The sequence below is a fragment of the Nostoc sp. genome, assembly GCF_036917315.1.
In the GTDB taxonomy this organism is placed as follows: Bacteria; Cyanobacteriota; Cyanobacteriia; order Cyanobacteriales; family Nostocaceae; genus Nostoc.
Genome location: NZ_JBALDR010000041.1, coordinates 1 through 23,079 on the forward strand (window position 1 = coordinate 1; position 23,079 = coordinate 23,079).

16 protein-coding genes and 3 tRNA genes are annotated in these 23,079 nt (G+C 41.8%); 4 read left to right on the forward strand and 15 right to left on the reverse strand.

Annotation, left to right across the window (positions count from 1 at the left end):
* The 8 genes from V7K84_RS18035 to V7K84_RS18070 form a co-directional block, all read right to left on the reverse strand.
* Window positions 1-2,146, reverse strand: a 2,146-nt coding sequence (locus V7K84_RS18035; RefSeq protein WP_334840008.1) for an NB-ARC domain-containing protein, incomplete at its 3' end; no start/stop codon positions are given.
* A 32-nt stretch (window positions 2,147-2,178) separates the two neighbouring features.
* Window positions 2,179-2,628: a hypothetical protein gene (locus V7K84_RS18040; protein WP_334840009.1), complete on the reverse strand. Its 450-nt coding sequence runs from the start codon at window positions 2,626-2,628 to the stop codon at window positions 2,179-2,181.
* A gap of 274 nt (window positions 2,629-2,902) precedes the next feature.
* Window positions 2,903-3,298, reverse strand: coding sequence for a hypothetical protein (locus tag V7K84_RS18045; RefSeq protein ID WP_334840010.1), 396 nt, complete (start codon window positions 3,296-3,298; stop codon window positions 2,903-2,905).
* A 685-nt stretch (window positions 3,299-3,983) separates the two neighbouring features.
* Window positions 3,984-4,655: a SnoaL-like polyketide cyclase gene (locus V7K84_RS18050; protein ID WP_334840012.1), complete on the reverse strand. Its 672-nt coding sequence runs from the start codon at window positions 4,653-4,655 to the stop codon at window positions 3,984-3,986.
* A gap of 232 nt (window positions 4,656-4,887) precedes the next feature.
* Window positions 4,888-5,289, reverse strand: coding sequence for a GNAT family N-acetyltransferase (locus V7K84_RS18055; protein ID WP_334840013.1), 402 nt, complete (start codon window positions 5,287-5,289; stop codon window positions 4,888-4,890).
* 346 nt (window positions 5,290-5,635) lie between these two features.
* Entirely contained in the window at window positions 5,636-7,240 is a 1,605-nt protein-coding gene (locus V7K84_RS18060; RefSeq protein ID WP_334840015.1) for a 2-isopropylmalate synthase, read from the reverse strand.
* Between the two features lie 103 nt (window positions 7,241-7,343).
* The gene (locus V7K84_RS18065; protein ID WP_041565194.1) at window positions 7,344-7,865 is read right to left on the reverse strand and encodes a LabA-like NYN domain-containing protein; all 522 of its coding nucleotides are present in this window, start codon (window positions 7,863-7,865) and stop codon (window positions 7,344-7,346) included.
* Window positions 7,866-7,989: 124 nt separating this feature from the next.
* The gene (locus tag V7K84_RS18070; protein WP_334840016.1) at window positions 7,990-8,118 is read right to left on the reverse strand and encodes a hypothetical protein; all 129 of its coding nucleotides are present in this window, start codon (window positions 8,116-8,118) and stop codon (window positions 7,990-7,992) included.
* 486 nt (window positions 8,119-8,604) lie between these two features.
* Here V7K84_RS18070 and V7K84_RS18075 point away from each other — a divergent pair, with 486 nt between their 5' ends.
* Window positions 8,605-10,977: a CHASE2 domain-containing serine/threonine-protein kinase gene (locus V7K84_RS18075; protein WP_334840017.1), complete on the forward strand. Its 2,373-nt coding sequence runs from the start codon at window positions 8,605-8,607 to the stop codon at window positions 10,975-10,977.
* Between the two features lie 206 nt (window positions 10,978-11,183).
* Here V7K84_RS18075 and V7K84_RS18080 read toward each other — a convergent pair whose 3' ends face one another.
* On the reverse strand, window positions 11,184-13,505 hold the full coding sequence (locus tag V7K84_RS18080) for a tetratricopeptide repeat protein (RefSeq protein WP_334840018.1): 2,322 nt from the start codon (window positions 13,503-13,505) through the stop codon (window positions 11,184-11,186).
* Between the two features lie 214 nt (window positions 13,506-13,719).
* Here V7K84_RS18080 and V7K84_RS18085 point away from each other — a divergent pair, with 214 nt between their 5' ends.
* Complete coding sequence (locus V7K84_RS18085) at window positions 13,720-14,574, forward strand: peptidoglycan-binding domain-containing protein (RefSeq protein ID WP_334840020.1); 855 nt, start codon at window positions 13,720-13,722, stop codon at window positions 14,572-14,574.
* A gap of 320 nt (window positions 14,575-14,894) precedes the next feature.
* Here the strand turns inward: V7K84_RS18085 and V7K84_RS18090 are convergent, their stop codons facing one another.
* The 4 genes from V7K84_RS18090 to V7K84_RS18105 all read right to left on the reverse strand — a co-directional run bounded on the left by V7K84_RS18090 (window position 14,895) and on the right by V7K84_RS18105 (window position 17,023).
* Window positions 14,895-16,496: a TROVE domain-containing protein gene (locus V7K84_RS18090; RefSeq protein ID WP_334840021.1), complete on the reverse strand. Its 1,602-nt coding sequence runs from the start codon at window positions 16,494-16,496 to the stop codon at window positions 14,895-14,897.
* A gap of 37 nt (window positions 16,497-16,533) precedes the next feature.
* Window positions 16,534-16,659, reverse strand: a tRNA-OTHER gene (locus tag V7K84_RS18095).
* A gap of 46 nt (window positions 16,660-16,705) precedes the next feature.
* Window positions 16,706-16,834 (reverse strand) — tRNA-OTHER (locus V7K84_RS18100).
* Between the two features lie 59 nt (window positions 16,835-16,893).
* Window positions 16,894-17,023, reverse strand: a tRNA-OTHER gene (locus tag V7K84_RS18105).
* A gap of 323 nt (window positions 17,024-17,346) precedes the next feature.
* On the opposite strand from V7K84_RS18105, the gene V7K84_RS18110 reads away from it, so the two are divergent.
* On the forward strand, window positions 17,347-18,069 hold the full coding sequence (locus V7K84_RS18110) for a hypothetical protein (RefSeq protein WP_334840023.1): 723 nt from the start codon (window positions 17,347-17,349) through the stop codon (window positions 18,067-18,069).
* Between the two features lie 33 nt (window positions 18,070-18,102).
* On the opposite strand, the gene V7K84_RS18115 is transcribed toward V7K84_RS18110, so the two are convergent.
* Together V7K84_RS18115 and V7K84_RS18120 are read right to left on the reverse strand one after the other, a co-directional pair.
* Window positions 18,103-19,236 (reverse strand): quinone-dependent dihydroorotate dehydrogenase, encoded by a 1,134-nt coding sequence (locus V7K84_RS18115; protein ID WP_334840024.1) that lies wholly within the window; start codon window positions 19,234-19,236, stop codon window positions 18,103-18,105.
* Between the two features lie 14 nt (window positions 19,237-19,250).
* Window positions 19,251-19,688 (reverse strand): hypothetical protein, encoded by a 438-nt coding sequence (locus V7K84_RS18120; protein WP_334840026.1) that lies wholly within the window; start codon window positions 19,686-19,688, stop codon window positions 19,251-19,253.
* A 133-nt stretch (window positions 19,689-19,821) separates the two neighbouring features.
* Between V7K84_RS18120 and V7K84_RS18125 the strand changes: the two genes are divergently transcribed.
* Window positions 19,822-22,746 carry a sensor histidine kinase gene (locus V7K84_RS18125; protein WP_334840027.1) on the forward strand — a complete coding sequence of 975 codons (2,925 nt, stop codon included), beginning with the start codon at window positions 19,822-19,824 and terminating at the stop codon, window positions 22,744-22,746.
* Window positions 22,747-23,079 lie beyond the last annotated feature (333 nt).

A 23,079-nucleotide genomic window follows, 5' to 3' on the forward strand; every position in this document is an offset into this window, starting at 1 on the left:
ACTCATCCTGAATCGCCGTGGCAGCAGCAAGGGCTTGTGGCAATAACTCTGGTGGCAGTTTGTCAGCTAAGGCACTCAAGGCATAGGCACGATTCGACTCATCCTGAATCGCCGTGGCAGCAGCAAGGGCTTGTGGCAATAACTCTGGTGGCAGTTTGTCAGCTAAGGCACTCAAGGCATAGGCACGACTCCACTCATCCTGAATCGCCGTGGCAGCAGCAAGGGCTTTTTGCAGTGCTAATTCTTGAAGATTTGGTGGCAAATAGTTGACTAGTTGTGTCAGCGAGTTGATTTTCTCTTGTGGCATTGGGTTTTGCAGGGCGTAAGCTAGTCCTCGTTCGGGAGTCAACTTGTTGTTTTTGACCAAGGCAAGCAATAAATTTACTGGTATATTAGCTGCCAAACTATTCAGGGATGCACTAATCAAAGCATAGCGACACTGCAAACCTACAACTTGCGGCAAAATTAATTCATTCCAATTTGCTTCTGCTAATTCCCAAGCACGAGAAATATCTGTGATGTAACCCCCAGCTTGTCCTAATTTTTCTCGCGCTTCAAACCAGCCATTGCTTGTTGTCTGTGACTCCTCCCGCAATAAGGAGTGAATTTCTTCTACCCGTTGAGCCTTTTCTAAATGCCAAACTAAATTTTGATGAATGTAACCATCATTAGCTAAGGTATGCCAAAGGTTTTTTTGGGTCTTTCCTGGATACCTTTCTAGCAGTTGGCTGTGAGCGTCGAGTAAATTCAAACCCATTCCTGTCGGTGGAGATTTAATTAATCTAGCACGAGCTACATCATGCAATAAGTCATGTATCCTGTAGCCTTTCCACTCAACACCCCCAACAAATACAGGCGAATCAGACTGAAGTAAGGCATCATTCCAAAGTAGCTCTAAACGCTCATCAGCTTCATCCGGCGATTCCATATCCCATAATGTAACTGCCATTGGTGCGGCGATTGTGACATCCTCTGGCAAAACTCCCAACCAGATAAAATTTTCCCAAGCTTGTTCGTCATAGTCCCGCAAAGCTTTCAGACTTAAATTAAAGGTTGCTTCTAAAGAGTTTTCTTGACGCGCCCCGTCTAAAACTTTTAAGTTTGCAATCTCTTGTTTCAAAGCTGTTTCCAGCTTCACCCATGTAATTCCCCATTTAACTCTTGCTGCTACCAAATTCAGCGCAATGGGTAAATATCCTACAGTCTCGGCTACTCTCAAAGCCTCTTGTTTTTCTACTTCTTCTATTTCTCGTCCTAAAGACTTAGAAAGTAATTCCAGAGATTCTGCTGGCGTCATCAAATTCAATTGTTGCAAATAAGCACCAACACTATCAGCCACATCAGCACGCCGCGAAGTGATTAATAGCTGGGATTGGGAACTTGCTACCAGAAATGGTTTAACTTTATCTGGTTCCCAAGCATCATCAACTACCAGTAAAACTGCCTTCCCATGTAATAAGGTTTGTAAATGGGCTGAGGTTGCTTCTATATTAATGGCACGAAATTCGTGGTCTCCCAATGCTTGCACCCAGCTACTCAGTAGCGCCAGAATATCTGGTTCTTGTCCCAAAGTTGCCCAAAGCACACCACCAGAGAAACGTTTTTGGATATCTTCATCATGGGCAAGGGCAGTAACTAAAGTTGTCTTGCCAATGCCACCTAAGCCGTGAATAGCACTGATGAGCAATGCACCAGCATTAGATGTATTTGCCAGTAGACGAGCTTTAATTTCTATAGTAACTGCGCGGTCTACAAAATTGGCAGGTAAACTCGGTGCTTGAAAAGGTCTGTCAATTGGGCGACGATAATTAATCGTGAGGCTGCCTTCTACCCGACCTACATTAATATTGTTGTTGCCTTCGACGTTTTGAAGAACATTCTCGTTGCCTGAAATTGTTTGTTCAACCTGAGACTGAATAAGAGGTTCTAAACTTGTTACAGAAACTTTATCATTTTCTGCGTTACCTAAAACTGCTTGTTCAACCTGAGACCGAATATGCCTATCTAAACGGCTTTGAGCAACTTCATCTCTAAGTAGATGTCGCCTACGTTTTAATCTCCGACGATTCCCTCTTAAAAAGCCAGCTAACTTAGATAAAAAAAGTATTATCTGTTTCCATAACCTTCTCAGACTTCTTTTCTGCACAGTTTTAACTTCCTATTATTCTGGTTTTCTGACTAATTGATAGTTGCGTCGCCACCCACTCTACCAATCGCCTTATTACCATCACCCGCAATGTTTTGCACTACGTTGTCATCGCCAGATATTGTTTGATTAAAAGTATTAACAACCTGAGAAATTGCTTCAGAATCTTCTTGCATTAAACGGGCAATTTCAGCATATAAATTTTTATCTTCATCCAGAAATTTCTTGAGTTGCTTCTGGAGTGTTTCTTTTGCATCTGCATCATTAGGAGAATTAGCCAACTCCTCTGCTGCACCTTTCGCCATTGGCTTTTCCTCCACCTTGGGTTGCAGCTTACTCCACAAAGCTTTGGCTTTTTCCCAGGCGTTAGCGCCAAATCCTTCACCAAATTTCTTACCAGCTTCTTCAGTTGCTTTCTCTCCGACTTTGAGCAAGTACGGTAAAAAAGGAGTCAAAAAAGTAGTTAAAGTTACTATATCCATTTGCTTACTCTAATTCTGTATTAATACTTAATAATAAGGGATGAAATACATAGTAATCACTTAATGTAATAATTTTTTATAGCGATGCCTACGGCGGGAAGCTACGCACCGCTTGTGATAAATGCGGCTACAGCGTATTTCAGGTAAATTAAGTACACGAGTAGGGGCACAACATGTCGTGCCCCTACGATTATCTGTACCTCACGCCTGTTGCAATCTGCTGTATATTTATCTGTGGTTAACTATTTTTTTCTGTAGCTTACCCATACGAGAACTAGGCAGATTTCTTATTTTCGTCTGATGTCTGCCCTGCACTACCTTTCAATCGACTCAACCTGCTTTTGCGTATACGTTCGCTGTCACGAACGCCACCTGCAACTTCATATTCGCTGCTGTCTGTGCCATACTTGAAACCAACTCCCTTCAGCATCTTATCTGAAAGTTTACTCAACTTTTTTTCCATTTCATCGATTTTAGTTTTAGTAGAGTCAACCACAGCTAAAGCGTTGTTATAAGTATCAAGCATAGTGCGAAACTCATCAATTGATTGAGTCAGATTTTGCAAATCGCAACTATTACCAAAATCCATCTTTGAATCAACTGCTTTGAATCCAGACGTTCTCAATTCAGCTTTTTCTAGAATCCGCGATGTCCGCTTTGTACGAGGCATGGATGTACTCCTTGAAGATATTTATAGAACTAGCTTGCCTCAATTAAGCTGTATTCTGTATCAGAAAAACTCGCAAATCATTATATTTTTTCTAATAATATTTGTAGGCAATTCCAGTGGTTTTGCTGAAGTCAAGAACTAGATGCTGATTTTGATAGAGATCATATATTTGAACTTCATACAAGCTTCAGTTTATTCACGATCGCTTTCACGTTGATGACTAATGTTGTAATGTTGCTGACTGATGCCGTAATGTTTGATGACTAATGCGGTAATATTACTCACTAATATCGTAATGTTGGTGACTAATATTGTAATGTTGGTGACTAATGTCGTAATGTTTGATGACTAATGTCGTAATATTACTCACTAATATCGTAATGTTGGTGACTAATGTCGTAACGTTTTGGCAGTTGCTTAAGTCAGATTGACAGTAATAGTCATCTGCCTTGGTAATTAATTCCTAATACTCTTGAGGATAACACTGGATGAGTGGGCGATCGCTGCGATCGTGAGTTAGGCGAATCAGATTGCTGCAACGCGCCGTCAACAATTCAAGGTGCGTTCTTTAATTATGATACAAATACGTTGGTAGGGGCACAACATGTTGTGCCCCTACGCGAAATCTATATGTATCAGGGTTATAGTGAAATGGTATTAGCCTACGGCGTAACGCACACTATATCTACTGATTTGGGGAATGGAAAGGACAACCACCTACAGTTAATTTCTGAAGAAAGACATTATTATCAAAATAATGCTCTAAAGACTCAATCTTCAAATCATCAGTGACGCGAGCAATACTAACTCCTACAATTTCTATTGTTTCACCTGTGGGTGCATAGTCCTTATAGGAACCATTAAATGTTCCCCAATGTCGCCACTTAAAGGTAACATTAGGCGGACCCGAAAGGACTTCTGTTAATTCCCAAAGGAAGCCATTAGGAAAGGCTGTATGAAAAACTTGAAATGAAGATTCAAAGGTTTCTGTTTCAGAGTTATATTGCTCAGTTTTACCCAAAAACAGGTTATAAGTACCTTCATCTGCAACATCCTGAGCAGTGAATTGTTGTCCGCCATTGGTACTCATCTTAAACTTATCAGTAACAATCGAAAGCCACTGTTGAGGGTTAGATTTATTAGAAGCTTCCATCTCAAAAGTGCGGACTAAGTTTTGAGCGATCGCTTCTAAAGAACCTTCTGGATGCTGAAATTTGCTTTCTTGATGAAGAAATTCATTGGTGTATGAATAATCGGGGCGTTTTCCTTCTCGCCACTGTACTTCTTCATCATGAGCAATGACTATATCTCTATCTTGTACCCAGAGTGGCAATTCTGTAGTTTTTTCGCTACTCATACAAGCTGATTGGTTATAAACATCGTTTCTCAGAATAAAGTTTTATCCATACAAGTCAATCGAAAAATCTAAAAAAGTAAACAATATTCATAATCCACCCAATAAACTTGACCTGTTGTACAAATCCGAATATGAGCAAACACGGATGCTTCTTGAGCGAGAAACTTATCCTATCGGATTTAGGTTTATTCATCCGCTAGTTACACAGAATTCATTTCTGAATTTTGTTTGGTTAAATCAAATCTAATTGCATTACATTCCCTTCAGAGAAACCGAGGCTGGAGTAAACTGGTTTACCCAATGGCGAGGCGTTAAGAACCACCCGCGTGCAAGCGAGCGCTTTTAAATATTCAATTGCTCTATTAGTTAAGGATTTGGCAATTCCTTGTCTGCGGTAAGATTGTTCGACATAAACACCCCAAATATATCCAAACTTGCGATATTCATCTTTTAAAACATTCGGGTATAAACCTGCAAAAAGTTGACAACTAACAGAACCCACAACTGTATTATCAATCTCTGCAATAAAAGCTTTGTAAAATAAATTTCGACGCGCTTCTTCTATAAATTTGAGGGTAATATTCTCCCACTCCAGAATAATATTACTCTCATCAACACCAATATCTAGCCACATTTGGTAAGAGTGTTTTGCAATCAGTGAGTCTTCTTTGATTGTGCCTTCTCTAAGAGGTTGTTTGAAAAGTAGTTAGTTGTGATTTTAGACACTTGTTGATCCCCCCTAACCCCCCTTAAAAAGGGGGGAACTGGAATTAAAGTCCCCCTTTTTAAGGGGGATTTAGGGGGATCTAAAACTTTTTGTTACCGAGAAGAGGACTTTTCAAACAACCTCTAATAATGAGATGTTTTTCTCTCAGCATAATTTCTAACAAATTTTTGGAACTCACAAATAACTCCTCCCCAAAGTTGGAGAGGAGTTTGTTAGCATCAGCTAAAAACTGGCAGTTTCACAGATTCCGATCTCAGACTTTCTGTGCAGTTACTTCCTCTGGCTTTTGTTGAGTTTGCAAAGATGCATACAACCTATTCAACGCATTTACATAAGCTTGCGCCGATGCCACGATGATATCTGTGTTCGCTGCATGACCAGAAAACACTTTAGATTCATAACGTAAACGAATCGTCACTTCGCCAAGGGCATCAATACCGCCTGTTACTGACTGCACAGAAAACTCAATCAACTGGTTGGGCACATTCACCACACGGTTGATGGCTTTGTAAACTGCATCCACGGGCCCAGTACCGATCGCAGCATCAGTTAATTCTTCACCTTCTGGGGTACGCAGAGTAACTGTAGCAGTAGGACGGGCGTTGCTACCACAGGAAACTTGCACCAACTCTACCCGGAACAAATCGGGTGCTTGTTGGATTTCATCGTTAACGATCGCTTCCAAATCCCAATCAGAAATTTCTTTCTTTTTATCTGCTACTTCTTTGAATCTGACGAAGGCTTTATTTAATTCAGTATCCGACAGATCAAAGCCTAATTCTTTTAATCGAGTACGGAAAGCATTTCTGCCTGAATGTTTGCCCAAAACTATTTGATTGTCTGTTAAGCCAATCAATTGGGCATCCATAATTTCGTAAGTTAGCTTGTTTTTTAACACCCCATCTTGGTGAATTCCAGACTCATGAGCAAAGGCATTTGCCCCAACGATCGCTTTATTTGGTTGTACCAACATTCCCGTCAAATTAGAAACTAAGCGTGAGGTTTTATAAATTTGTCGGGTGTCGATATTTGTCAGGGATTCTTGAGAATCTTCTGGTCTGCCGAGATAAGGGTTAAAATATTGCCGCCGCACGTGCAACGCCATTACCAATTCTTCTAGTGATGCATTTCCGGCACGTTCGCCAATGCCATTGATCGTACATTCTAGTTGCCGTGCGCCATTTTTCACGGCTTCTAAGAAGTTAGCAACTGCCAAGCCTAAATCATTATGACCGTGAACGGAAATAATCGCTTGGTCAATGTTGGGGACATTTTCAATAATGCCCTTAATCATTGCTCCAAATTCGCTAGGAGTTGTGTAACCCACAGTATCGGGAATGTTAACTGTTGTTGCACCAGCTGCGATCGCTCGCTCTAATACTTGGTAAAGAAATTCTGGATCGGTACGGGCCGCATCCATCGGCGAAAATTCGATATCTGTCATGAAGGACTTGGCATAAGCTACCATTTCTTCGGCGATCGCTAGTACTTCTGCCCGTGACTTTCGCAATTGATACTCTAAATGAATATCAGAAGTCGAAATGAATGTGTGAATTCTGGCATTAACTGCTGGTTTTAATGCTTCAGCAGCCGCTTCAATATCTGCTTTAATCGCTCTTGCTAAACTACAAATTACCGGGCCATTTTCTGTCCCGACAATTTGAGCAATTTTCTTGACTGCTTCAAAATCTCCAGGACTGGCAAAGGCAAAGCCTGCTTCAATTACATCTACACCTAGACGCGCTAATTGCTTGGCAATAACTAGCTTTTCGTCTATATTCAAAGTCGCTCCCGGACACTGCTCTCCATCTCGCAATGTTGTATCAAAAATGATGATTCGATCTGTTTTGTTTGTCATTTGCCCTTTGCTGTTTAGTGTTTAGTGTTTACTTGATGGCTTAATATATCTTCAACCCTAGTTTTTCTTTTACTCTTATTTTTGTAAATAATTGTTAAAGCTACTAACCTTCAGTTTTTTCTATTTGATCTCTGATATCATTTAAATCTATATATCTATCGGTAGCATTGCGTAGTTCTCTAGCAATCATTCCTTCTGTTGATACTACCGTAATATGTGTATTTTTTGAGCGTAATAGTTCGATTGCTCTTTCAAAATCTCCATCACCACTGAATAATACTACTCGGTCATACTGATCTACTGTATTAAACATATCTACAACAATTTCAATATCTAAATTCGCTTTTTGCGAGTAACGACCGGACGTATCATCATAATATTCTTTCAGAATTTTAGTTCGTACTGTATATCCTAGACTAATTAGAGCGTCTCTGAAACCTCGCTGGTCTTGTGGATCTTTTAAGCCAGTGTACCAGAAGGCATTAATTAATGTTGTTTCTGATTGCTCATGTTTAAAGTATTCTAAGACTCGCCGCGGGTCAAAAAACCAGCCATTTTTTTGTTGAGCATAGAACATATTGTTTCCATCTACAAAAATAGATAGACGATTCATTGGAGAACCCATACAAATTTACACCTAATAATATATATGAATTTAGATGGAACAATAGATTATAGCAATTTTCAAATGCCTTGTTTGCTAATATCTATAACGTAGTTCTTTATCTATAGCTTTTATCCTACCTCTTTCAAGACATAAAAACGCCTGCAATATTGAAGTTGAGATCCTGGGTGTTAACCTGATTCACCTCCAGCACTGCAAGAGCCACCTGGCGATCAAAATCTACGCATAAAATTGACCCAGTAACAGCATTCATCGCTGCATAACACTAAAGTTTACTCCTAAAGAGGTATAACATAGGCTTAAGGTAAGATATAAATTAAAGCCTATCTTTCGGTAAAGCTGTCAGTATCAGAACACGCTTTCTGGAGATTACTAACATTGCACCAGAGACAGAAGACAGCCTTGGGACTGCTTCTGGTATAGCATCCAGTTAGTAACGTACTTGTTGCTTAGGTTAGGGTAAAATCTCGCCAGAACCAAATGCACTGATAGAGTATATCCGACTCCGATCTATGAGACAATCACTACTTGTAACTCATTCAACAGAAAAAGAATAAATTAAGTAGTGGTTGAGTAAGAATTTTTTGGGGGCTGGCTCTGCCAATAAAAATTTGTTGATGAATAGAAGATACTTTACAAATGTATAAGATTATCATTTAAGTCTTATTTCAATGTGCTTACACTAAAACGCGGTCTGAATAAATAAAAGTGTTGGACTAAAATCAATCAGTAACACGATATGGCAGAAGAACCTACATCTACCTTAACTAAAAACTATGTCTCTACTGCCAATAGACTGTCAAGTAAACCAACAAAAGTGACTTCGACAGCATCTGCTCGCCACTCCCGGTGGATGGTTCGCTTAGGTCATCTACTGGCAGGTACTTGGGCAATTGGGGGCGCACTATTGAGCGCTTCTGGTGGGGAATTGGTTCAATTGATGGAAAATCAGGTGCTTTCTGGCTTTTTTCAACTGCGCGGGCCGATTGTCCCTCCAGAAGACATTGTCATTTTAGCAATAGACGATCAGTCAATATCGGTTCCCGAACAGTACTATAAAACAGATCCGAAACAGTATGCCTACTTAGAAACACTAAAATCTTATCCTTATAAACGGGCTGCATACTCGCAGGTAATAACAAAATTAATCGAAGCAGGTGCCCGCGCTGTAGCATTAGATGTAGTTTTTGATACTGCAAGCAGCTATGGAGTTGCAGACGATCGCCAATTTCAGGCAGTATTACAAAAATATGGCAATAAAGTTGCCTTAGCAGCCGTCTACGAAAATTCCCAGACGCACCAAGGGTCTTTTACGCAATTGACAGACCCACAACAAATGTTTCGTACAGGGTCAGTATCCATTGGTTCAGTTAATTTTCCTTTAGAAGTAGATGGAAAAGTTCATCGATTAGCGAGTGAGTTTCCCAAGTTCTTAGGTGAAGATAATTTATTTACCAAAAAGCGACTCTCTTTTGATGAAGCAGCGCTGAAGACAGCACAAGTAAATTATCCCCGGACAAAGGGCGATCGCATTTATTTTTGGGGGCCTGCGGGTACATTTGAGCAAAAACCTTTTTGGCACGTACTCGACCCGGAAAACTGGAACAGCTATTTGCAGCAAGGAAAGGTGTTCAAAGACAAGATCGTGCTGATTGGTGCAACAGATCAGTTACATAATGATTATTATCCAGTTGCTGGTAGTAATAGCACTGAACCGATGTCGGGCGTAGAAATTCACGCCAATGCGATCGCAACTTTGATGTCAGGGAAAGCGATCGCCCCAGGAATTAAGAGTCCACCATTGCAGGGTTTGTTTGTACTAATGCTAGTAGGCAGTTCAGCCTTGATGATTAGCAGACGCAAGCGTAGTATTCATAGATTTTTCAATAGCCTTGCCTTGTCTGGCGCTTGGGGAGGAATTAGTTATGGGTTATTTGTCTATGGTCAGTTAATTTTTCCCACTAGCGTACCAACGATCGCGATCGCCATGACCGGAATTTGCTATTTGGCAACCTCAGTCATCAGGGAAAGCATTAGAAAACGCCAATTAGTAGACATTTTTCAGAAGTATAAAACTTCACCCGTTGTCCAAGAGATTATCAGCCAACAAGATGACTTCCAACACCTAATCCAGCAACGAGATTTAGCCTTATCAGGAAAAGTCTTGGCGAGACGCTACAAAATTGTCAAAGTTCTCGGTTCTGGTGGATTTAGTGAAACCTACATTGCCGAAGATACCCAACGTCCTGGTAATCCGCGATGCGTTGTCAAACAACTAAAACCAGCCAACACCAAACCAGAAGGATTGCAACTTGCCAGACGTTTATTTCACTCAGAGGCACAAACACTAGAAAAATTGGGAAGGCACGCTCAAATTCCTCAACTTTTGGCTTATTTTGAAGAAGATGAAGAATTTTATTTAGTCCAAGAACAGATAATTGGTCATCCTTTAAATCAAGAACTTCCAGCAGGTAGAGCAATTGAAGAAATTGCAGCGATCAAAATTATCAGGGACTTATTGCAAACATTAACATTTGTCCATGAAAACCACGTGATTCATCGGGATATTAAACCCAGTAATATCATCCGGCGACACTCAGACGGAAAACTGGTGTTGATTGACTTTGGAGCCGTCAAGGAAGTTGGCATCAAACAGCTTGATACTCAAGAGTCAACCCCTTTCACCATTGGTATTGGTACTCAGGGTTACGCACCAAGCGAACAATGTTTTGGGCGTCCACAGTACAGTAGTGATATCTATGCAGTTGGCATGGTTGGGATTAAAGCCTTAACTGGTATAGCACCCCGTGAGCTAGATAGAGACGCAAATGGGGAAATCAAATGGAGCGATGCCTACGGCGGTAAACTACGCACTCAGGTGAGTCACTCCCTAGCTAAGATTCTCAGTAAAATGGTGCTGGATGACTTCAAAGAGCGATATCAGTCTGCATCAGAAGCTCTTGAGGATCTTGAAGCTCTTAAAGCTGTTGACAATTTAGTAAATTCCCAACACAGAGACTATATTCCCCAAGATGACTTATTAATGAATACTTTAGACGATTTAGGCATTCCCACAAAATCTTACTCAGAATCATCCTCAGAAAATCCTTGAGAAGGGATGCAGGGACAATATTTAGATATAAAAGGAACAGCGATCGCGCAATTATTACTAAGCTATATTACATTGTATTGACAAACAACGTATCTTGTAAGTTTTGTAAGATTTGGAAATGCGATCGCTGGCGGTAAAATGTAGCCCATTGTAGAGACGGCGATTTATCGCGTCTCTCTAACCGGAAATGCATTGTTTGCAGATAATTATGGGCAATCAAGTAAAGTTTGCATCTCCTGTGCATCCCTTGTCATTCCCAAACGCTCAAAACTATTAATAGCCTGAGTTGATAATTGGCAGGCTTTTTGGACACTTCCCCACCTTCTCTCCCAACGGGCAAGAGAACGTTGATAACGAGCCAAACGCCGCTTATTATTGGTGCTTTCGGCGACAGTTAAGCCTTGAATTAATAACTTTTGAGCTTCATCGCGATCGCCTTGTTCGATGGCAATATCAGCAAGCCAATTTTGAGCAGAATTAATCACCCGATGCCAACTAATTTTTTCTGCACTTTTCATCACATCTTGAAAGAGCTTCTTTGCTGAAAGATATTCACCTTCTAAATAAAGGATTTCAGCCTGATGATAAAGAACGGGAATAAAATAGCGGATGTGCTGTCGCTCCTCTAGATTCGCCTCGATCGCTAATTTTTCTTCTACCATTAGCCAGTGGCGCGCATCTGTATAATTATTCTGTCGGATTCGCAGTCTAGCCATACTTTCGGCTAAGTCAGCTTGAACACATGAATCTGCATGGTCGCGTAAAACCCATGCCCGCTGCAATATTTCGTCTGCTTGTGTGAGACTTTGGGGCGAACACTCCCGAATTAGCAGCCAGGTTTTGCGGATCATGAATTTTACTAAAGATGACCATTCGCCACGTCGTTCTGATTGTTCTATCAGCCATTGCAACCAATCGAGGCGATCGTCCCAATAAGCATAGAGATTGGCGTAGTGGTTCAAAAGCAACCACAAATCTCTAACTTCTGCATAATGGTCTTGGTTTTTACACCAATAAAGTACTGCCCGTAGATTTCCTTCCTCTTCCTTTAACCTGTTGTAATGTATCCATTTTTCCCAATCTTCTCCGCCGTAACTGTAAGCAAAATCTAGATACCATTTCACCCAACGCATCCGTGCTTCCCTCTCAAAATCTGGGTAAGCAGCTAATTGTGCTAAGGCATACTCACGAGTCAGAGAGAGCATCTCATATCGCTTAGTCTCTGGGTTCAAATTCACTAACGAGAGTTGCTGCAAACGTACCAAGCCATTACTGACAGAATCAGGATCGGATGTCAGCCCAGCAACTTCAGCTACAGCAGCTTGAATAGGAGCGTCAGGAAAAATCGCCAGTGACATAAGTAACTTATGTGGTGGCTGTCCCTTTGTACCTTGCACCGATTGATCAAAGCAAAAACGAGCCACATCGCCTTTAGCGGAGGCTAACTGCCCCAATACGAAGTTCAAAGGGTAGCCACTAGAAACTTGACCGAGTGCGTAGACAATAGCGAGAGGGATTCCCCCAGTGCGATCGTAGAGCAAGCTAGAGTCTTCATCTTGGATAGTTATACCTTTCTCTTCAGCTTGTTGCTGAATCAACTGTAAACCATCATTCAGGGGTAAGTTTCGCAGACTGATTGGCAGCAGGGCAATTCGTTCGCGGGTAGTAATTACTACTTTGACGCAAATGGGTAAATTGTATAGGAATTCTATAACCTCATCCCTGTCCTCTATAGTCTCCATATTATCCACAATCAGAAGCGTTCGCTGTTTAGAAAGACATTGGCGTACACGCTCAAATTGATCGTTGGGAGGAGATTGAATAATTGTAGAGTCGTTTAAGGCATTGGCAATCACCCGAAAAATCTCGCGCAGGTTACGCTGTCCTTGCTGCCGTTGCAAAATCATATCGGGAATCAGTTCTTGTTGTTTGGCTGAAGTGAAAATAATCGCATCAAACTTAGGTGCATCAGAACTGTTTTCGTTACTAGCTTCTAAGCACAGGTAAGCAGCTGCTAACACCAGCGCTGTTTTCCCTACGCCACCAATGCCATGCACTGTAATCATGTGAGCGCCATGCTCTGGCGAAAGGCGTTCCAGTAGCTTTTTCATATCTGCCTCGCGCCCAATAAATTCTGTGTAGGTTGGTGATGGCAGATTGTGGGGGATAGAGGTGCTTTCGCTACTAGATGCAGCAACACCTCTGCGATATCCATATCTCTCAAGAATATAAATAAGGTTGCTCGATCTGACGCTGTTATCGGGTTCTCCTGTCAAAGTTTCAATATCTCGATAGATATTGCTCAATACTACTCTTACACCAGCGTTATCTTTGTACAAGTCCTGACTTATCTTTGTCAAGCTATACCCACATAGCAACCCAAGTAACAGGTCTTTCTTGGTATTTTGTCTGTATCGCTTTTGAATTTTAGACTCCAAATCAGTCAGTAAACGATCTATATCCCAGTCGTGTGAAACCTTTTGATACCAGTTTTCCGACAGATTCCCACCATCTGACTGATCTGACATAAATATCACCTATTTGTCTTTAATTAAATGTTTTATAAGGAACATTTTAACGGCAAAATTTTGACATATTCTATCAACAACTATTAAATCCATAAGTATTAACATTTTAGTAACTTTTGAGTTGCTGTTAATAGTGAATGTTAGTAGATATCTAAATCGATTTTAGTTTTTAATAGCTAGGAGTTGCTCCAGATAAATCAACTTCTAAAAAATTATGACAAATAAAGCGTTTAGCTTTTTAACCTTCTTGTTTGGACTAAAACAATCTCGGCGTTATTTCCCAGAAGAAAGACAAGTCTGTGTATTCAATAAGCGTCCCATATTATACCGAGACTTTTCGCCAAACTCTGCACAAGAATCAATTAATGAACTGCAAGAACGACTGAAAACCCAGGGTTTTCTCTCAACTCTTAGTGGTAAATTTGACATAGAAACAGAAGAGGCTGTAATAAATTTTCAGAAAGCCAATAATCTTCAGGTGGATGGAGTAGTCGGGCCACTAAGTTGGGCTTGCCTTTTCTACCCAAGGCTTTACCGCAATCAGAAAAGTATGTCGCCAAAATTACAGGATGCTACTAAGGAACTGCAAACTATCCTTAATGAAGAAGGATTTTTCAAAAAAGAACCTGATGGATATTTTAGTAGGGAAACTGAAAGAGGTGTTAAACGTTTTCAAAGAACTTATGGACTGAAAGATGATGGCGTAGTTGGGGCTGCGACTTGGGCTGTATTAATGGGAATGCGACAAAAAATAGATAACAAAAGCTTTCTCCAGTTAGTTTATTTTCTATCGCCCCAATCCTGGTTTTTTTGTGAGCAGCTTTTAATGATCTCTTTCATTCTACTGGGTATTTATTGTAGCCCCATACCAGTAGCAGATGAACTAAAATGGAATATAGCCATAGCAACTGCCTATGGACTCACCTGTATAGTGCCTTTTCTCTTGGAGTGTTTACCACTGAAGCCCTCAAAGCACTCAAGATTACCGCTTTTAGAATATGCTCCTTATGTATTGACTGGTATCTTTTGGAAACCAATTATCGGTTTTTTGGGAACATTGTTTAATTAACATTGAGTGGGTGAATAGATGATGAGCGATCGTTGTGCTTCTAAAAATAGCGATCGCACATCGAAGATACCCTACTCTTACCCATCGCTGAAATAGAAAAACGACCACTCAAAATTAAATCGCCTTCTTCTTTGCGACCTTACGTAAGGAGAAAATCAAAAAAAGGCGGGTGCGGGGGTTGAACCCGCTAATCCCCACAATGGTGGAGACGTAACCGATAATCCTAAATTCTCCGTCCCCGAAAGGCAAGTTGCGAACAAGGATAACCCGCCATGAAGTATGAAGGATAAAGTTTTTCATCCTTTACCCTTCAGCAATATCTACAATTCACCCGTAGCTAGCATCTGGATAATCCGAGGTGTACCTGGGTCGAACCCTGCCAAATCCCAAGACAGCGAATCTTCAGGATCTACCAAAGTAATTTGGTAAGGTGTCAAGGTGACATACACCGCCTTGACGTTGGGATTTACCTTTTTGCGGTACTCCTTCAGCGCTTGACTTGGATGCTTATACCCAGCCCAGCTTTCCGAGTCAGTCCAAAAGCAGACTACATCTGCTTTAAACTTATTCTTAATCATCCAGTCATAAGCTACCGATGCATCCGTTCCACCAAAGTTTTGGTTGCTAGCTTTGCGAACCGCAGAACTAAAACTATCTTTGGCAGTGATACCTAATTCCCGGAATTCGGTAGCAAAACCACGAATCATGTAGTTTTTCTCTGCTTTTGCTGTCACCAATGCCATTGTGGTGGCAATTTCACAACAACTTAGCCCCATATCTGCAACCATGCTACCCATAGAACCAGAAACGTCCACGGCGTGCATGAAAACTTTACCTGTGGGTTGCACAACATCAAAAGACAGTTCAACCGCCTTCTCTAATATGTCTACAATCCGAGGAACTGGGTTCCAAGTTTTCTTACTGCGTCCTAATGTCCCACCAGATTGATATGTTTTGAGTGCTTTCAAAACATCAATCGGATGGATGCGACCTTTACGCAGATGTTCTCTGCGATTAAGAACTGCTTCTACTTGCAGCAAGTTGGCGCTTTCATCGGCTCGTAACACACCCAGTTCAGTTAAAGAACCCAAGTTACGTAACATTGCACCTATTGGCATTTCCTGAAATAGCAGCTGCCAAGCTTGCCGATCCATTTTGCCCACTGGTGCAGCCATTTCGTGGGTTAAGCGTCCTTGAAAAATAGCTTCATGGGTTTGAGTTGGATTCCGCTTCAGCCACTCATACCACCAAATCTGCGCCAACGCTTCTGAGGGGATATCTGCTGGCAATTCTTCCCAGCCTCTAACTACCCACTCAAATAGTTGACGGTGATTTTCGGTAGGTGGTTTGACATGGAACAACCGCAATGCATCCCGGTGGGAGAAGCCTTGACGCTGTTGATATTTCAACAGTTGATAAGCTAAACCCTTAACATCTTCCCTTGAGAGCCAAGTTTTACCAGCTTCGCGCACTACTTTGCCAAATCCCCGCAGAGATTTGGTGTAGTTCAGCCATTCGTAGAAGTGGCTACCAGTGCGGACAATTTGCGGGAAAATTTCACCAAACGCCTGTTTTGCTTCTGGTGCTTCACCCATTGATAGCAACACTAAAGCCAAGATAGGCGCACTATTATTGATGGCGCGTCCATCGCTAGCATACAAAATTTCTTCTGCTACACGACCGGGGTTTTCGGCAACAGCTTGTCTGACAACTGTCACAAAATCTTCAGTTAATTCCTGTTTACCAGCGTAGTAAGTGCTTTTTGCTGTGCCAACTAAAAGACAACGCCGCAGCATTTTCCAAATACCAGCATCAAACATCCAGCCGCCGGAACGTCCCTGAACCATTTCTGCTTCTCGTCCGGGGATAGGTTGATTTTGGGGTGTAGTTGTCTTCTTTTTAGTGAAAAAATTATAATTCATCGCTTCATCTCCCGGCCCTTGCGGGCAAAAATCAAAGGTGGCAGAGCAGGATTTGAACCTGCGACATCCGGCTTATCAGGCGATAACCCTAATTCGTCGGCCTTTTCAGGCAAGGTGTGAACAAGGATGTTTTTCGGCGCTCTACCAACTGAGCTATCTGCCACATGAAAATTTTGGATTTTGGATTTTAAATTTAATCCAAAATTAATTGGTGTAGCGGAGCGGGATTTGAACCCGCGACCTCTCGAACCCTAATCGATAACCCTAATTCGTCGGCCTTTGCAGGCAAGGGATGAACAAGGATGTTTAGCGCTCTACCAAACTGAGCTACCCGCCACATGAAAATTTTGGATTTTGGATTTTAGATTTTGGATTGAATTTAAAATCTAAAATTATTTGGTGTAGTGGAGCAGGAATCGAACCCGCGACCTCCCGCTTGGCAGGCGATAACCCTCAATTCGTCGGCCTTTTCAGACAAGGGTTGAATAAGGATGTTTAGGCGCTCTAACCACTGAGCTACCCACCACATATCAAGTAAAGTTGACTTGTATTATTAATGTAGTATATGTATTATTCGTTGTCAAGGGACTGGTAAGCTAACTTATAGATTTCTTGGTTGAGTTAAAAACCCTTTTATTTTCTCTGGTAAAAACTTTTGCGCGTAGTTTGCCGCCGTAGGCATCGCAGACCAATCTGATATGAGCAGAAGGGTGATAAACCTATAACACCTACTGAGTAAAGATTTTGCCGGCAAATTTGCCGCAACTTTGCCAAAAGATACAAAAAAGTGACACAATTTTTGCCAAGATAGATAATATTATTTACTAAAATTCACTTGGCAAAAATCGGCATGAGTGAGAAACCCATAGAAGGTAACGGTAAGGCTTTTCTCGTTCTACTTTTGCCCATCTCGTTTTTGATTATTTTCCTAGTTGCCACTTGGAGAATTTTACTGGCGGTAATTGTGCTGGTAATTGCCTTCAAGCTTTGGCAGGAATATCAATGGCAACAGTGGACTGTGCGAGTTAACCCAATTTTTCATCAATTGGTTCGCGAAAATCAGGGCAGACTGACGCCAATGGACTTGGCAATCAAGGGCAATTTTCCTGGAACAACGGCAAAACGCTACTTGGATAGTAAAGCCTCGGAATTTGGTGCCAGTATAGTCAACTCTGAAGATGCAGGGCAGTCTTATTACTTTATAACTGCTAGCATTCTCGGCAATATTCTTGATAGTAGTGAGCCTGTTAAAGAACTTCCGGCTCAACCAGTTACTAAAACTGCGCGATCGCTCTTAGCACCACCAACCCCACAGGAGGAAGAAATAGAAACCGAATCACTCCCACAGCAAACACATGAGGAAGCGAAACTATCGCTGGAAAAACAGTTAATTTTTGGCTCTTTGATTCAATCTGAACTTGCGAAACGGCTCAATGTCTATTCCAGCACAGTTTATAAACGGCGAAACGATCCAGAGTTTCCTGAGTGGAGTCGCAGCAAAGACCCTGATAATATTGCCTGGTCATACTCGGAAAAAACTAAAGAGTTTTTCCCAGTGGAGGAAGAAGGGTAAAACAATTCGTAATTCGTAATTCGTAATTCGTAATTAGAATTTTGGAATTTTTGTTTGTAAACCCACAGCTTCGTTGATGGAATTTAATCCGCTTTGTTCTAGCTTGGAAAGTAAACCAGCTAGAATTCGGCGTACCATCATTGGCCCTTCGTAAATCCAGCCTGTATAAACCTGAATCAAGCTAGCACCAGCAGTAATTTTTTCCCAAGCATCTTCAGCAGAAAAGATGCCACCAACGCCAATAATTGACATTTGTCCTTGGGTTTGCTGCCAAATAAAACGAATTACCTCAGTGGAGCGATCGCGCAATGGTTCACCACTAATTCCGCCTGCTTCTTCCTGGGGTGATTTGCCAGTTTGGTCAATCACCTGGGTTTTTAGTGGATCGCGGCGGATCGTTGTATTAGTGGCGATAATTCCTGCCAGTTGGTAGGTTTTAGCTAAAGAAATAATGTCAGCGATCGCTTCCCATGATAAATCTGGGGCTATCTTGACAAAAATTGGTTTATGTGTAGTATTTTCTTGTTGTAATAAATCTAAGATGGCACTGAGCATAGAAGCATCTTGGAGCGATCGTAACCCTGGTGTATTGGGAGAAGAGACATTAACAACAAAATAGTCTCCCAAATCTTTGAGTAAATGAAAACTATCGAGATAATCCTGTGCGGCTGCTTCTAGGGGAGTTATCTTAGATTTACCCAAATTTATTCCTATGGGTATCGATCGGGTTAACTCATGCTTTCTTTGTTTCAAACGTGCCGCCATTACTGCTGCACCACTGTTATTAAAGCCCATCCGATTGAGAGCAGCTTTATCCAACGGGAGGCGAAACAAACGAGGACGGGGATTTCCGGGCTGTGCGTGAAAAGTTACAGTTCCTAGTTCTGCAAAACCAAAACCCAGGTTAGACCAAATGTCCGCAGCGACTCCATCCTTGTCGAAGCCAGCCGCTAACCCTACCGGATTTGGAAAGTTTAGCCCAAACAAATTTTGTTCTAGGCGGGAATCGTACAGACATAAAGACTGCTTTAAGCGTTGGTTTATCCAACTAGCAGGGGTTTGCGATAGCCAATTAAAACTGCGAATCGTCTGCTGATGTAACCACTCTGAATCGGTTTTTACCACATTAAACAAAAGCGGACGAATAGCAAGTTGATAAATATCCATTTCAATCCTTAACACTAGGCTAATTTGGTAGAGTGCCGCGCTTCCTCTTTAGCTTGTCGGAGTTCTTCTTTAGCTTGACGGAGTTCTTCTTTAGATTGCCGCGCTTCCTCTTTAGCTTGTCGGAGTTCTTCTTTAGCTAGTCGCACTTGTTCAGCAAGCTGCCGCATTTCTTCGGCAGAATTTCTCATTTCTTCAGCAAACTGCCGCATTTCTTCAACAGAATTTCTCATTTCTTCGGCAAACTGCCGGGTTTCTTCGGCAGAATTTCTCATTTCTTCGGCAGAATTTCTGATTTCTTCAGCAAGCTGTCGCTGCTCTTCTTGTGAGAGCCTGGTATCTTCAGCAGACTCTCGCTCGTTCTCTTTTGAGAGCCTGGTATCTTCAGCAGACTCTCGCTTTTCCTCTGAGACTTGTCTCTGCTCCTCTTGAGCATCGGACGGAGTTTCGCCCATTTCCCTAGCACTCCATAATCTAACTTTAACGAATCTGTTATCTACAACTTTTATCAAACACCTGTGGCAATATTACTCAGGGTGCTTTTCTGGGCATCTTATATATTACAAGTTATGTTAACCAATAAATCAGATGGGGCAGCCGCAAAAACCTATAGCCGCCGAACAGCAGATCCTCTCTTTGGGGCGCGTCCTCCAGAGCCTTAGAGAAGAAGATGATGTTGACGTTCTGATTGAAACTACTATTTCTTATCTCAAAGAAGAGTTTGACTACAAACTGATTTGGATTGCTCTTTACGATCGCCTGAATCACATATTATTCGGAAAAGGGGGCATCACACCCGATCGCGACATGAGCTTTTTACGCCAAAGAGTTGTTCTCAGTCCTGGGGATTTATTAGAGCAAGTAGTAATTGAACAGCATCCTTTAGGCGTAGCTGATTTGCAAACTGAAATCCGTGCCACTGAATGGCGAAAAATAGCCGAAAAATTCCACATTCAAGGAACAATTATTTTACCAATTCGCTATAAAGACCGTTGCTTGGGCTTGGTATTACTGGGTTCAGAACGCTGGGGCTACCTACTGACAGGAGAAACAAAAGCACGTTTGATGATGGTTTTAGGCGAACTGGGGGCAGTGCTTTATCAAAATGAGATGCATAAGCACCAAAAGCAAACCAGGCGAACTGACGAACCATTATTAGAATTGCTAGAAAATTTACGCACTCTCAGCAACCTGAATCAAAGACTTGAAGCAGCGGTGCAAGCAACTCATAAATTTGTCTCCCCCAGCCGGACAAATGTTTATTGGTTTGAGCGAGAAGGGCGCTACTTTTGGTGTCGAATGAGCAATCAGCTGGTCAAAATGGATCGCAATTCTAGCAGTCAGCAAGCAGCGGGAATGACTGTACAAGACTTGAGCGATTTTTATTATGCTTTGGCAGTTAACCAAATTGTCTCCATTGGTGATGCCCGCAGTTCTTTAAAAAGTCATTTTACGGCTAAATTGCTGGAACGGCTAAAGGTGCGATCGCTCCTAGCAGCTCCGATTATCTGGCAAAAGAACTTAGTCGGTTTTCTGGCGGTGGAAAGCAATGAACCTCGCATCTGGACGGACACAGACAAAAATTTTGTCCAGGGTGTTGCTGGTTTAATCTCTCTAGTTACACCTACCGAAAGCATGGAAAGCACTATCAAACAGATTCAAGAGGATGCTCAACTGACTAGCCAAGTTGCTCAAGGTATCTATAGCGAACATGATCTTCAGACAACTTTACATAGTTGTGCTAAAAGAGTTTTAACTCGATTAGGTGCTACCCGCTTTTTGCTGTTGCAGTATGACCCTGAGCAGAAGAATTATCAATTTACTTACCAAAGTCAGCCCCAAAACCGTCGTCCGTTGACATTTACCCTTCATACCCTCAAAGAATTAGATGGACAGCTTTTGCAAGGCTCAACTCAAGCGGTGGAAATTGAGAACTTAGATGAAGATTTACGCTTTTTTAACTGGCGACCCTTGTTGTTAGAGAATAATGTGCGATCGCTACTTGTTTGTAAATGCACTCATGAGCATATACCAGCAGCACTTTTGGTGATTACTCATGACACCCATCGTTCTTGGACAACTATAGAAAAAGAATTGTTGTGGGCTGTCAGTCAACAGATTGGTGTAATTGTTCGTCAGTGGCAATTACATAACCGCACCACCCAGCAGCAAAAAACTTCCCAGGCATTTGAGCAATGCTTACGCATTCTGACACAATCCCAAAACAGCGTTGAGGTCGAAAAAAAGCATTTAGAATCTACAGCCCTCGAACAAATAGCCACAATTTTGGGTTGTCCCCTAGCGCTAATGCTATCCTGGGCACCTGGTGAAAGTCGGGCAGAAATTATTCCTGGAGTGATTGACAATAGCCAATTTGGGATTTTTTCTGATGCATCTATTTATATTCAGGCTGAAGCCTTAATTCAGTGGGCACTCGTTACGGAGAATTATCTGACTTTGAAGGTAGATAATTTACCTCCAGAAACCAGGAAATGGTTGAATGTTCCAGATAAAAGTCAAATTTTGGTAATGGCATTACGTACAATTGCTGATTATGAAACCACTGGTGTCGTGTTGCTTGTAGACTATCAAGAGCGTCGTTGGTCAGAACAAAACCTCAGTGCAACAGCAACTCTGATTTCTCAATTAGCTTGGTGGCGTCGTGAAAAGCAAATTACCCGACTTTTAGAATCCACAACCGAAGAATTACGACAACTCAACTGGTACAAACATCGTCGTCTAGAGGAAATTCAAAGAATAACGGCGCACTCCCTTAAACAAATACACGATTTGGGCATTCCTGCAAATGAACTGACTCAGATGCGCTACCAGCTATTGCTGCGACAGTTAGACCATACAGCCACCTCTATGAGTGGAATGCTAAAACTCGAACACTGGCAGCTACATATTAGTTGGGAAACGATGCCCATAGCCAGTTTACTGAAGCGATCGCTCGAACGGATCGAAAATTTACTTAAACAACAAAAGCTGTGGATTGGGGTACATGGTTTGGGACAACCAATTGACGAGCAAGAAGCGCCCAAGAATTCTTCATTAGTTAGAGGCGTTCCTCCCTCCAGCGCTCAATCTGCAATGGCGATCGCTGGTGATATTGTCAAAATTGAATTAGTTATCCATGAATTATTGGTTACTGCCTGTAACCGTTCTCAAACCGGTAGCAGAATTGATATTTGGTGTCGCCGTTTAGATGCGTCAAAACCCTTAGATATAAAATATTCTTCTTCTACGACTGGAGCGGCTGAACATCAGACATCCCTAGAATTATCGATCACATATAACGGTGCGATCGAACCACAGCTACTCACGGAGCTACATGATAATACACCTAAAGATGTGCTTGCTCCTTCCAAGCTCGATCAACCACCAGCTTTACATCTGGCCATCTGCCAAAACCTCATGCAAGAACTAGGAGGAGAGTTGAATTTCTATCAGTTACCAGATAATCGGGTAGTCAGTCGCTTGTTATTGCCGTTAGCTATTCATGATTCTTAGTGCAGCTTTGCCTAAAATCGCGGCGAATTGAGTGTTGAAATTTAAACGCAGATGCACTTCTCTACGAGACGCTACGCGAACGCATTCCCGCAGGGAAGTTTAATAAAGATGTGCTGTGGTTAATCACCTCATTTGTACGAGAACTGCCATAACTCCTTGGTGCAGTCTCATACCTATGGCGCTCTCAAGGCAATCGAACACTTTTGGGGATTGTCACCGTCTAAGGACTAAGGGCGATCTTTAGACTATGCACTTGAACCGAACCGTATTGATACCAATCCTGACTTCGATAATTGGTATAGGCGATCGTTGCTTGATTTTACAGTGAATTGC